The following is a 12,266-nucleotide window of genomic DNA, read 5'->3' as shown; positions in this document are numbered from 1 at the left end:
CTTGGGGATGGGACGGGTAGGGGCGGCGGGGGCGAGAAAGAGCGCATCAGGCCACGTCAAGGTGCCGGCTGCTGTGCCCCGGCTAGCCGAGGATCCCGCGTTCGTACGCCTTCGCCACCGCCGCCGCCCGGTCCTTCACGCCCAGTTTCGTGTAGAGGTGCGTGAGGTGGGTCTTGACCGTGGCCTCGCTGATGAAGAGTTCGCGGGCGATCTCGCGGTTGGCGGTGCCCCGGGCGACGAGAGTGAGGACCTCGCGCTCGCGGGCGGAGAGGGGCTCGTGGGCGGGGCGCGCGGGTGCGGACGGCCGCCACCAGGCGGGAGGCGATCGCCGGGGAGAGGACGGTGCGGCCCTCGGCGGCCGCGCGGACCGCCGTGAACAACTCCTCGCGCGGCGCGTCCTTGAGGAGGTAGCCCGTCGCGCCCGCCTCGATCGCCGGGAGGGTGTCGGAGTCGGTGTCGTACGTGGTGAGGACGAGGACCTTCGCGCGGGCCGCCCGGCGGGTCAGCTCACGGATGGCGTCCACGCCTCCCCCGCCCGGCATGCGCAGGTCCATCAGGACCACGTCGGGGTCGAGCGCGGCGACGAGTTCCACCGCCTCGACGCCGCCCGACGCCTCGCCGAGGACGGCGAAGCCGGGCGCGGACTCGAACATGCCGCGCAGACCGTCCCGTACGACGGGATGGTCGTCGACGATCAGCAGGGAGACGGGGTTCTCCGGATGCGGATGCGGGGGTGGATGCGCGTGCGGATGCGGGTGCGGATGCGGGTGTGCCTCGTCAGTCATGGCGGACCAACGGTACGCGAGCCGACAGGGCCGTGCCCTGGCCCGGCTCGGACTCGACGGTGAGGGTGCCGGCGATGCGCTCGGCGCGGACCCGCATGCCGTCGAGTCCGAAGCCGCCGGTGCCGGTGCGCTCGGGGACGGCGAGGGGGTCGAACCCCCGGCCGTCGTCGCGGATGTCGAGGATGACCTCGTCGCCGAGGAAGGAGAGGGTGACGCCGACACGGTCGGCGCGAGCATGCCGGGCCGCGTTCGACAGGGCTTCCTGGGTGATGCGCAGGAGCGTCGCCGCGACCTCGTCGTGCAGCTGCTCCACCCCGCCGGTGACGATGAACTCGGCGCGTGCGCCCGTCCGTTCGCCCCATTCCGCGACCGTCTTCTTCAGCGCCTCGGGCAGCCCGTCGTGCTCCAGGGCGACCGGCGCGAGATTGTGCACCGCGCGGCGGGCCTCGCCGAGGCTGTGGCGGGCCAGGTCCGAGGCGCGGGCGAGGTGGGTGCGGGCGACGGCGAGGTCGGGGGTGATCGCCACGACCTGGAGCTGGGCGATGATGCCGGTCAGGCCCTGGGCGATGGTGTCGTGGATCTCGGCGGCCAGCCGCCGGCGTTCGTCGGCTACCCCGGCCTCCCGTGCCTGGACGAGGAGTTGGGCGTGCAGCGCGGCGTTCTCGTCGAGGGCCTGCTGGAGGGCGGCGTTGGTGCGTTCGAGTTCGGCGATGGTCGCCGTGCGCTCGCGGGTCCGCCGCTCCTCCTGCTCGGTGAGATGGGCGATCACCATCTGCAGGCCGGAGTTGGCGGCCAGCAGGGCGGCGAAGACGGTCCAGCGGGCCGCCCCGTCCGGCGGCAGCCCGCCGGACTGCGCGCCCGCCACGGTGACCGCGGAGGCGAACAGCCCGAGCCGTCGCCATCGGCCCGGCAGTAGGCCCGCGTCCATGTAGCCGGTGGCGGCGTAGAACGCGAAGAACGGGTTGATCCAGGTCAGGGCGAAGGCGATGGCCCAGCGGACGACGTAGTAGCCGGTCCCGGCCGGGGACGGGGTCCGGCAGCGGTGACCGGCCGCGCCGGAGCCCGACGGGTGGGTGCCGGTCAGGTCGGAGCCGGTCGGTGGGCGTCCGCCGCGGGTGACGTGCCACCACACCTGAAGCGCGACGGCGGCGACGATCAGGGCCCCGGCGACGTACCACTCGGTGGCATCCGCCATCAACTCGCCGGCGGCGAGGACGGCGAGGACGGCGCTGACGCCGAGCAGCCCGTAGGGCCCCCAGGGGTGGAACTGGTCCCAGCGCCGCTCGATCATCCGGTCCGCCGCGGTCATCTCCCCAGTCTGTACGGCCGGTGCCCCGCCTACTCCCATCGGAACCAGCGTGCGGCCGCGGCCGTGAGCAGCACCGTCCATGCCACCAGGACACCGAGGTGGTCCCAGCCGGGCCAGGCGCCCGCCGCCGCCTCGTTCAGTGCCTGCGCGGCCGCGCCGAACGGGGTGAGTCCGACGGACCGGGCCAGGACGTCCGGCATGGTCTGCACCGGCATCCACACACCCGCGCAGAACATCGCCGGGAAGAAGACGGCGGAGCCGATCGCCGCCGAGATCCTCGTGGTGCGGGACAGCGCGCAGATCACGGCGCCGAGGGCGAGGGCGACCAGGACGGCCAGGAGGAGGGCCACCGCGTAGCCGAAGGACTGCTCGGGCAGCCGTACGTCGAAGGCGAGCCGGCCGACCGCCAGGGCGAGCAGCGCCGACACCAGGGCGGCACCTCCGTACAGGACCATCTGTGCGGAGAGCAGGGCGGCGGGGCGGACCGGGGTCGTGGACATCCGGCGCAGGACGCCGCGTTCGCGGTAGCCGGTGAGGATCTGGGGCATCGCCTGGATCCCGCCGACGATCAGCCCGAGCAGCACGCTCACGGGGACGTAGCCGTCGACCGGGCGCAGCCCGCCGAAGGCCGGGTCGGCCTCGCGGAAGGACGGGATCGAGCCGAGGATCGCCAGCAGGACGGTCGGGAAGCCCAGGATCCAGAAGAGGCTGCCGGGCTCCCTGCGGAAGAGGCGGACCTCGCTCTTCAGTACGGCGGTGTCGACGAGTGCGGTGCTCATGCCGCGGCGCCCTTCGCCACGGCGGTCGAGTGCGCTGCTCATGCCGCCGCTCCCTTCGTCGGCTCTGTCCGGTGCGTGCCCTCGGTGCGGTGCCTGCCCTCGGTGCCGCGCGGCCGCGTCGTCTCGTCGGTGAGGTCGAGGAAGGCGTCGTCCAGCGTGGCGTCGGTGACCCGGAGTTGGTGGGCGGTGGTGTGGGTGCGGGCGAGGAGGGTGAGGACGGCGTTGACGGTCTCGTCGGTGCCGGAGAGGGTGACCCGGCCGTCCTTGTGCTCGACCGCCGCGAGCGCGGGCAACGCGTTCAGGTCACGGTCGTCCAGCGGGGCGGAGGGAGTGAAGCTGATGACGGTGGCGCCCGCCGAGCGCCGGATGAGCCCGGCCGGGGTGTCCAGGGCGGCGACGCGGCCCTGGTCGATCACGGCGATCCGGTCGCACAACCGCTGCGCCTCCTCCATGAAGTGGGTCACGAGCAGGACGGTCACCCCGCCCGCGCGGATGTCCTCGATCAGCTGCCAGGTGTCCCGGCGGGCGCGCGGGTCGAGGCCGGTGGTCAGCTCGTCCAGGACGACGATCCGGGGATCGCCGACGAGGGCGAGCGCGATGAACAGCCGCTGCTTCTGGCCACCGGAGAGCTTGGCGAACCGGGTGCCTAGCCTGGCCGTGAGGCCGAGGCGTTCGGCGAGCGGCCGCCAGTCCAGCGGGGCCGGGTAGAAGGCGGAGTACAGCTCCAGCGCCTCGCGCACGGTGAGTTTGGGCTGCAGCTCGCTCTCCTGGAGCTGCGCGCCGAGCACCAGACGGGTGGCCCGGTGTTCGGTGACCGGGTCGAGGCCGGCGACCCGGACCCGGCCCGCGTCGGGCACGCGCAGGCCCTCGACGCATTCGACGGTGGTGGTCTTGCCGGCGCCGTTCGGGCCGAGGATCCCGAAGATCTCGCCCTCCTCGACGGTGAAGGAGACACCGTCGACGACGGCGCGGCCGCCGTAGGTCTTGCGGAGGTCGGTGACCTCGATGACGGGTGTGGACGACGTGTGTGGCATGTGTCGAGAATCCCGGCGGGCCCCGGGCGCGCGCATCGGCCATCGCGCTCGAACGGGCATCAGCCGATCGGCCGATGCTCCGGTACGACCCCCTCCGACCTTCCCGTACGCTCCTCCGGCGGCGCGGGTCGCGGGACGGTCGGCGGATCGTCGTAGGACTCACGACCGATGGAGGTCCGGCCAAAACTCGGTGGGCGTTGTCAGTGGCGATCCGTAGGCTCGCTGCTGATGCCCACGACACGTGCCACCGCAGAGGAACCCGACCGGACCGAGGAACCAGGGGCGGCTTCCGAGCATGCGGATGCCGAGCGGACCGAGCCCACGGACGCCGAACGGACCGAGCCCGGGCCCGCGGAACCCGAGTGGGCCGAGCCGCCCGCGAAGGCCCCGGGACGCTCCGCCGTACGTACGCTGCTGCGGCTGTGGCCGTATGTGCGGCCCGTGCGGGTGCGGCTGTCCGTCGCCGCGGTGGTCGCGATCGTCGCCTCCCTCGTGGGCCTGTTCATCCCGCTGGTCCTGAAGTGGATGGTGGACGGCCCGGTCGCCGAACGGGACCCGGCGGGCGTGTGGCTCGGCGCGCTGTACCTGCTGCTCCTCGGGCTCACCGAGGCCCTGCTGTTCGGCCTGCGGCGCTGGCTCGTGGCGCGGCCCCTCGCGGGGGTCGAGGCGTCCATGCGCGCGGATCTCTACCGCCATCTGCAACGCCTCCCGGTCGCCTTCCACGACCGCTGGGCCTCCGGTCAGCTCCTCTCGCGCGGGACGACCGATCTGATGCTGCTGCGGATGTTCCTCGCCTTCCCGCTGACGTTCCTGCTGGTCAACGCGGTGACCATCGTGGTCGGCGTGATCATCATGCTCGCCCAGGACTGGACCTTGGGGCTCGTCATCCTCGGGCCCGTCGTACCGGTGATCGTGACCTGCGTCGTCTTCGAGCGGAAGTACAACACCGTCGCGCGCCTCGCGCAGGACCAGGTCGGCGACCTGACGACGGTCGTCGAGGAGAGCGTTCTCGGGATCCGCATCGTCAAGGGGTTCGGGCGGCACCGCAGCCAGGCGCGCGCGTTCCGCGAGTTGTCCCGGACGCTGCGCGGCACGGAACTGCGCAAGGCGCGCCTGCTGTCGGTGATCTGGGGCGTCATCATCACGCTCCCCGAGATCGCGATCGGCGCGGCCCTCGTCCTCGGCGTCGTCCAGGTCGCCGACGGCGTGCTGTCGGCGGGCACCCTGGTCGCCTTCCTGTCCACCGCGCTCGCGCTGCGCTGGCCCGTCGACTCCATCGGCTTCCTGCTGGCGATGAGCCAGGAGGCGGCGACGGCGACGGAGCGGTACTTCGAGGTGATGGACGAGGAGCCGGAGTCCGGCGACCCCAAGGGGTCCGGTGCCCCGGCGCTCCGCCCGGCCGGGGCCAGGGACGGCGGGAAGCGGGACAGCGGGAAGTGGGACAGCGGGGACGGGGAAGGGGACGGGGACGACGGGGGCAGGGAGGGCCGAGACGGCGGGCTCCGGTTCCACGGCGTCACCTTCCGCTACCCGGACGCCGCGCCCGGCAGCGCCCACCCTCGACCGCATCGACCTGCACATCCGGCCGGGCGAGTCGATGGCCCTGGTCGGCGCCACCGGCTCTGGCAAGACCACCCTCACCGCCCTCGTCCCCCGCCTGCACGAGGTCACCTCCGGCCGCATCACCCTGGACGGCGAGGACATCGCCACGATGCCGAGGGACGCGCTGCGCGGCCTGGTCGCCGTGGCCTTCGAGGAACCCACCCTGTTCTCCGCCACCGTCGGCGAGAACGTGCTGATGGGCGCCCCACCGGACGCGGGCGGGACCGAGCTGGACCGCGCCCTGGCCATCGCCCAGGCGGAGTTCGCGCACGCGCTCCCGCAGGGCACGGCCACCCAGGTGGGCGAGCAGGGCCTCAGCCTCTCCGGCGGCCAGCGGCAACGCCTGGCGCTCGCGCGGGCGGTGGTCGGCAGACCCCGCTTCCTCGTCCTCGACGACCCGCTGTCGGCGCTGGACGTGCACACGGAGGCCGCGGTGGAGGCCGCGCTGCGCCGGGTGCTCGCGGAGACGACCGCGCTGATCGTGGCGCACCGCCCGTCGACCGTACTGCTCGCCGACCGGGTCGCCCTGCTCTCCGGCGGCCGGGTCACGGCCGTGGGCACCCACCAGGAACTGCTGCGCACGAACACCGAGTACGCCCATCTGATGTCCGGCACCGAGGAGGACGAGCGATGACGGCGCCCCTGACCACCGCGCCGAACAAGGAACCGAACGAGGAGCCGGACGACGTGTCGACCGGGGAACCCAACGGTGATCCGAGCGGAGTGTCGAGCGGTGAACCGAGCGGAGTGTCGAGCGGTGAACCGAGCGCGGTGTCGGGCGGTGAACCGAGCGCGGTGTCGGGCAGCGAGGCGAACGGGCATCCTGCGGGGCGTTCGGGCACGGTGACGTCCCTGGAGAAGTCGCCCGAAGGCGACCGGCCGCCCCCCGGGCCCGACGGCGACCTGTCCGCCCCTCCCGGGGGCGCGGCCCCCACGCACCGGGCTCCTGCACCCGACCCCGACCCCGCCCCCACCGAAGACCCGTTCGACCACGACGACCTCCCCACTCCCCGGGCGCCACCCTCGCCCTGCTGCGCTCCCTGCTCGCGCCGATGCGGACCCGGGTGATCGTGGCGAGCGTGCTGCTCCTGCTCCAGCAGGCCGCCGTGCAGGCGGGCCCGCTGCTGGTGGCGTACGCCATCGACAGTGCCGTACCGGCACTGCGGGACGGCCGGCACGGGCCGCTGATCGCGGTGGCGGCCGGTTATCTGGCGTGCGCGCTGGCGGCCGGCGGACTGCAGTACCTGTTCATCGGGGCGTCCGCGCGGGTGAACCAGGACGTGCTGCTGGACCTGCGCGGCCGGATCTTCCGGCACGCGCAGGCACTGAGCATCGACTTCCACGAGCGGTACACCTCGGGCCGGCTGATCTCCCGGTCCACCACGGACGTCGAGTCGCTGCGCGAACTGCTCAACGAGGGGCTCCAGGAACTCATCGGGGTGATCCTCGCCTTCGTCTACATCTCGGCGATGCTGCTCTGGCTCGACCTGGGCCTCGGCGCGGCGGCGCTGGCGTCGTTCGTACCGCTGTACGGGTTCGTGCGGATGTACCAGCGGCGCGCGGCGAGCGTCTACACGGCCCGGTCCAGCGCGATCGCCGCGGTGATCGTGAAGTTCGCGGAGACGATGAACGGGATCCGTCCGGTGCGGGCGTTCCGCCGGGAGGCCGCGAACGACGCCGAGTTCAGCGCGCTGAACCGGCACCACGAGCGCAAGAACGGCGACGCGATCCTGGAGATGGCCCGCTATGTGGTCTGCTCCCGGGTGGTCGCCAACATCACGGTCGCGGCGATCGTGCTGTGGAGCGCGTACCGGGTGGCGTCGGAGACACTCGCGCTGGGGGTGCTGGCGGCCGCGGTGCTGTATCTGCGGCGGCTGTACGACCCGATCGACCGGCTCGGCATGTTCCTCAACTCGTACCAGTCGGCCGCGGCCTCGCTGGAGAAGATCGCCGGGCTGCTGGCCCAGGCCCCGTCGGTCCCGGAGCCCGCCGAGCCGAGGGAACTGCCGGTGACGGACCGTGAACTCCCCGGCCGGGAGGTCGTGTTCGACGACGTACGGTTCGCGTACCGCACCGGCGGCGAGGTGCTGCCCCGCTTCGACCTCACCCTCGCGGCAGGCAGCACGGTGGCGGTGGTCGGCTCCACCGGCGCCGGGAAGTCGACCCTCGCCAAGCTGGTGGCCCGCTTCTACGACCCCTCGTCCGGGCGGGTCCTGCTGGACGGTGTCGATCTGCGCGACCTCTCGGTGCCCGAGCTGCGGCGCGGGGTGATCATGGTGACGCAGGAGTCGTTCCTGTTCTCCGGCACGGTCGCCGAGAACATCGCCATCGGCCGCCCCGACGCGGGCCGCGAGGAGATCGAACGCGCCGCGAAGGCCATCGGCGCGCATGACTTCATCACCGCGCTGCCCGACGGCTACGACACAGACGTACGCAAGCGGGGTGGCCGTATCTCCGCCGGTCAGCGTCAACTCGTGGCGTTCGCACGGGCGTTGTTGGCCGACCCGGCCGTCCTCATCCTGGACGAGGCGACCAGTTCGCTCGACATCCCGGGCGAACGGGCGGTCCAGCGCGCGATGGCGACGGTGCTGCGCGGGCGTACGGCCGTGGTGATCGCGCACCGCCTCTCCACGGTCGAGATCGCCGACCGGGTCCTGGTGATGGAACACGGCCGCGTCGTGGAGGACGGCACCCCGGCGGACCTGATCGCAGGCAAGGGCCGCTTCGCGGACCTGCACCGGGCCTGGCGGGACAGCCTGGCGTGACGACCCGTGCCCCGAAGGGGCGCGGGGAACTGAGCGAGAAGCCCCACCGAACCCGCACCCGAACACACACCCATCCACCCATTCACCCACTCAAACACACAGAAACCGGGGGCCGATGATCAACGCGTACGAGGACCCCGGCATCCCCGACCACCGGGGTGGCGCCCGCTACCTGTGGTGGCTGGTCAAGCAGCAGGCCGGCCGTTCCGCCCTCGGCTCCCTCATCTCGTGCGTCTGGATGGTCCTGCTGGCGGCCACCCCGTACCTGCTCTCCCGCGCGATCGACGAGGGACTGGAACCCGGCGACCACCGGGCCCTGGTCGGCTGGACCGCCGCCCTCTTCGGTGTCGGCGCCTTCAACGCCTGGCTGAGCGTCATGCGCCACCGCACGATGACCCGGGTCCGGATGGACGCCAACTTCCGCACGGTGAAGGTGGTGATGGCGCACGCCGTCCGGCTGGGAGCGGCGCTGCCCGGCCGCGCCGGCGCCGGGGAGGTCGTCACGATCGGCGTGGGGGACGTCCAGACGATCGCCGGGTCCCTGACGGTCATCGGGCCGGGGGTCGGCGCGCTCGCCGCCTACCTGGTGGTCGCCGGACTGCTCGTGACGGTCTCCCTGCCCATCGCGGCGGTCGTGCTGCTCGGGATGCCGCTGATCGCGGTGATCGTGGGGCCGATGATGCGGCGGCTGCAGGGCACGGAGACCGAGTACCGCGAGCGGCGGGGCGTGCTGACCGCGCGGATCGCCGACCTCGCGGGCGGGCTACGGGTCCTCAACGGGCTGGGCGGCAAGGGGCTCGTCGCCGACGCGTTCCACCGGGACTCGCAGCGGCTGCGGGCGCAGGGGTACCGGGTGGGAGCGGTGACCAGCTGGATGCAGGCGCTCGGGGTGGGGCTGCCGACGCTGTTCCTCGCGGTGGTGACCTGGCTGGCGGCCCGGCTCGCCGCGCAGGGGGCCATCACCGTGGGCGAGTTGGTGTCGGTGTACGGGTACGTCACCGTGCTGGTGCGGCCCGTGTCGTACTTCGTCGACTGGGGTTACGAGGTCAGCCGCGGGGTGGTTGCCGCGCGGCGCGTCATCCGGTTCCTGAACCTGGAGCCGCTGCCGGACCGCGGCACGACGGACGCCCCCGCCGAGCCGTCGACGCTGCACGACCCCACGTCGGGGGTGCGGGTGCCGCCCGGCCGGCTGGTCGCGCTGGCCGCCGACCGGCCGGCCGACGCGGCGGCCGTGGTGGACCGGCTCGGACGGTACGCGCCGACCGCGGTGACCTGGGGCGGCATCCCGCTGGACGCGATCCCGTTGGCGCAGGTCCGGACACGGATCCTGGTCGCCGACCACGAGGCCGACCTGTTCGCGGGCCGGCTGCGCGATCTGCTCGGCGGGCACGGGGACGTCGACGACGAGACGGCCGGGCGGGCGCTGCGAACGGCGGTGGCCGAGGACATCGTGCAGGGCCTCGCGGACGGCCTCGACTCGGCGATCGACGCCCAGGGCCGCAATCTCTCCGGCGGTCAGCGGCAGCGGGTACGGCTGGCGCGGGCGCTGGTGGTCGACCCCGAGGTGCTGCTCGCCGTCGAGCCGACCTCGGCGCTGGACGCGCACACCGAGGCCCGGGTGGCCGGACGGCTGCGGGCCGCCCGCGCGGGCCGTACGACTGTCGTCACCACCACGTCGCCCCTCGTCCTCGCCCACGCCGACACCGTCCTCCACCTGGTCGACGGCAAGGTCTCGGCCACCGGCACCCACCACGAACTCCTCGCCGCCGAACCGGGTTACCGGAACTTGGTGGCACGGGACGCGGGAGAGCCGGAGGGGGCGCGCGGCGGGGAGGACACGGGTGGCGCGGGGCGCACGGACGTGGAGGTCGTACGGTGATGACGACGGCGGCAAGGGCCAGGAAAGCAGCGGCGGTTGATCTCGACCCCCATCCCTCCGGGCGGCTGCCCATCGCCGACGCGCGGGCCGTGCGGCGGGCGACCGTGCGGCTGGTGCGGGCGGACGGGCGGGCCTTCCTGGCCGTGCTGGGGCTGAACGGGGCGGCTGCCGCCACGGGGCTCGCCGGGCCGTGGCTGGTGGGTCGGATCATCGACGAGGTGCGCGGCGGGGCCGGCGTCGGAGTCGTGGACCGGCTCGCGGCGGCGATCCTGCTGTGCGCGGTGGCGCAGTTGCTGCTGGCGCGCTGGGCCCGGTACGTGGGGCACCGGTTCGGGGAACGGACGCTGGCGCGGGTGCGCGAGGAGTTCGTGGACCGGACCCTGGCGCTGCCGGCGTCGGTCGTGGAGCGGGCGGGGACCGGCGATCTGACGGCGCGCGGCACGGCCGATGTGGACGCGGTGGGCAAGACCCTGCGTGACGTGGGCCCCGAGCTGCTGATCAGCTCGGTGCAGGCGCTGTTCCTGATCGGCGCGGTGTTCGCGTTGAACCCGCTGCTCGGGGTGTGCGCGCTGGTCGGGCTGAGCGGCATCGGGGTGGTGCTGCGCTGGTATCTGCGCCGGGCGCGCGCCGGTTATCTCGCGGAGGGCGCGGCCGGTTCGGAGGTGGCGGAGATCGTCGCGGCGACCGCGTCGGGGGCCCGTACGGTCGAGGCGCTGCGGCTGGAGCGCCGGCGGATCACCGCGAGCCGGGACGCGCTGGAGGAGTCCCGGCGCCGCCGCTTCCACACCCTGTTCCTGCGCACGGTGTTCTTCCCCGGGGTCGAGGTCTCGTACTTCGTGCCCCAGGTCCTCGTGCTCCTCCTCGGCGGTGTGCTGCTCGCGCGCGGCGCGGTCACGCTGGGCGTGGTGGTGTCGGCGGCCCTGTATCTGCAGCAGCTGAGCGGCCCGCTCGACGAGATCCTGATGCGGGTGGAGCTGCTGCAGAGCAGCGGCGCCTCGTTCGCCCGGGTGGAGGGTCTGGCCGGGGCGCCGCGCACCGGCTCCGGCGCCACCCCGGAGCCCGCGGACGACCGTATCGACGTACGGGGTGTCCGGTACGCGTACGAGAGGGGCGGCGAGGTGCTGCGCGGTGTGGATCTGACGGTCCGCCCGGGAGAGCGGCTCGCGGTGGTGGGCCCGTCCGGCGCCGGGAAGACGACGCTGAGCCGCCTCCTGGCCGGCATCGACGCGCCGACCGCCGGGAGCGTGACGGTGGGCGGGGTGCCCGTCGTCGACCTCGCCCCCGAACGGCTGCGCCGCCAGGTGGTCCTGGTCACCCAGGAGCACCATGTGTTCCTGGGTACGGTCCGGGACAACCTCCTCATCGCCGAACCCGCGGCCACGGACGAGGAGTTGTGGGCGGCGCTGTCGGCGGTGGGCGCGGACGGCTGGGTCCGCGACCTCCCCGCCGGGCTGGACACCCGCCTCGGTGAGGGCGGGCGCCGCACGGACGGCCCCCAGGCGCAGCAACTGGCCCTCGCCCGGGTGGTCCTGGCCGACCCGCACACCCTCATCCTCGACGAGGCCACGGCCCTGCTCGATCCCACCACCGCCCGCCACACCGAGCGCGCCCTCGCCGCGGTCCTGCACGGCCGCACGGTCATCGCCATCGCCCACCGCCTCCACACCGCCCACGACGCGGACCGGGTGGCGGTGATGGAGGACGGCCGTCTCACCGAACTGGGCACCCACGACGACCTGGTGACGGCGGACGGCGCGTACGCGGCACTGTGGCGGCGGTGGCACGGGGAGGAGACCGCGTGACAGTGACGCGGGGCCCGTGCGGTCCGGCGGACGCGCACGGCCCCGTGCGAGGATTACCGAACAGCCTTACGGCGATGGGAAGAACGCCTCCGGTGATGCCTCCGATGTGTGTCGTCTGCCCTCGCAGGCCGCAGGACGACAAGACTTTCTCCGAGTTCACCCTGGTCCACTTCCGGGCGACCCGGACGTATGACGACGACTGGGTCGGTCACCCGGAGAACGCCGTCTGGTTCTGCAACGACCACGTGCACCTGGCCGAGGGACTGACCGACCTGACGGCAGGCACCGCCAGGTGAACGCTCCGTTTATCG

General features: G+C 73.4%; 6 protein-coding genes and 3 pseudogenes. 5 read left to right on the top strand and 4 right to left on the bottom strand.

What is annotated here, in order from left to right:
- Window positions 1–82: 82 nt before the first annotated feature.
- The 4 genes and pseudogenes from E4N62_RS33580 to E4N62_RS33565 form a co-directional block, all read right to left on the bottom strand.
- A pseudogene (locus tag E4N62_RS33580) lies at window positions 83–653 on the bottom strand (LuxR C-terminal-related transcriptional regulator).
- Window positions 654–777: 124 nt separating this feature from the next.
- Complete coding sequence (locus tag E4N62_RS33575; RefSeq protein ID WP_230220519.1) at window positions 778–2,094, bottom strand: sensor histidine kinase; 1,317 nt, start codon at window positions 2,092–2,094, stop codon at window positions 778–780.
- A 29-nt stretch (window positions 2,095–2,123) separates the two neighbouring features.
- Complete coding sequence (locus E4N62_RS33570) at window positions 2,124–2,873, bottom strand: ABC transporter permease (protein ID WP_230220946.1); 750 nt, start codon at window positions 2,871–2,873, stop codon at window positions 2,124–2,126.
- A gap of 38 nt (window positions 2,874–2,911) precedes the next feature.
- Entirely contained in the window at window positions 2,912–3,907 is a 996-nt protein-coding gene (locus E4N62_RS33565; protein WP_230220517.1) for an ABC transporter ATP-binding protein, read from the bottom strand.
- A gap of 228 nt (window positions 3,908–4,135) precedes the next feature.
- Between E4N62_RS33565 and E4N62_RS33560 the strand changes: the two are divergent.
- The 5 genes and pseudogenes from E4N62_RS33560 (at window position 4,136) to E4N62_RS33540 (ending at window position 12,251) form a co-directional block, all read left to right on the top strand.
- A pseudogene (locus E4N62_RS33560) lies at window positions 4,136–6,143 on the top strand (ABC transporter ATP-binding protein).
- Between the two features lie 269 nt (window positions 6,144–6,412).
- Window positions 6,413–8,274, top strand: a pseudogene (locus E4N62_RS33555) (ABC transporter ATP-binding protein).
- A 115-nt stretch (window positions 8,275–8,389) separates the two neighbouring features.
- Window positions 8,390–10,153: an ABC transporter ATP-binding protein gene (locus tag E4N62_RS33550; RefSeq protein WP_230220515.1), complete on the top strand. Its 1,764-nt coding sequence runs from the start codon at window positions 8,390–8,392 to the stop codon at window positions 10,151–10,153.
- Window positions 10,153–11,955, top strand: coding sequence for an ABC transporter ATP-binding protein (locus tag E4N62_RS33545; protein WP_230220513.1), 1,803 nt, complete (start codon window positions 10,153–10,155; stop codon window positions 11,953–11,955). Before E4N62_RS33550 ends, E4N62_RS33545 begins: the two co-directional genes overlap by 1 nt.
- 74 nt (window positions 11,956–12,029) lie before the next feature.
- Entirely contained in the window at window positions 12,030–12,251 is a 222-nt protein-coding gene (locus E4N62_RS33540; RefSeq protein WP_230220511.1) for a hypothetical protein, read from the top strand.
- The last annotated feature ends 15 nt before the right edge of the window (window positions 12,252–12,266 follow it).

The sequence above is a fragment of the Streptomyces sp. MNU76 genome, assembly GCF_020982545.1.
In the GTDB taxonomy this organism is placed as follows: Bacteria; Actinomycetota; Actinomycetes; order Streptomycetales; family Streptomycetaceae; genus Streptomyces.
The sequence above is the reverse complement of the archived record's forward strand: the minus strand, read 5'-3'. Positions and strand labels throughout refer to the sequence as shown.

Excerpts from the sequence above, each read along its gene's own strand:
- E4N62_RS33575 (WP_230220519.1), bottom strand. The coding sequence starts at position 2,094 with ATGACCGCGGCGGACCGGATGATCGAGCGGCGCTGGGACCAGTTCCAC.
- E4N62_RS33545 (WP_230220513.1), top strand. The coding sequence starts at position 10,153 with ATGACGACGGCGGCAAGGGCCAGGAAAGCAGCGGCGGTTGATCTCGAC.
- E4N62_RS33550 (WP_230220515.1), top strand. The coding sequence starts at position 8,390 with ATGATCAACGCGTACGAGGACCCCGGCATCCCCGACCACCGGGGTGGC.
- E4N62_RS33570 (WP_230220946.1), bottom strand. The coding sequence starts at position 2,873 with ATGAGCACCGCACTCGTCGACACCGCCGTACTGAAGAGCGAGGTCCGC.
- E4N62_RS33540 (WP_230220511.1), top strand. The coding sequence starts at position 12,030 with ATGGGAAGAACGCCTCCGGTGATGCCTCCGATGTGTGTCGTCTGCCCT.
- E4N62_RS33565 (WP_230220517.1), bottom strand. The coding sequence starts at position 3,907 with ATGCCACACACGTCGTCCACACCCGTCATCGAGGTCACCGACCTCCGC.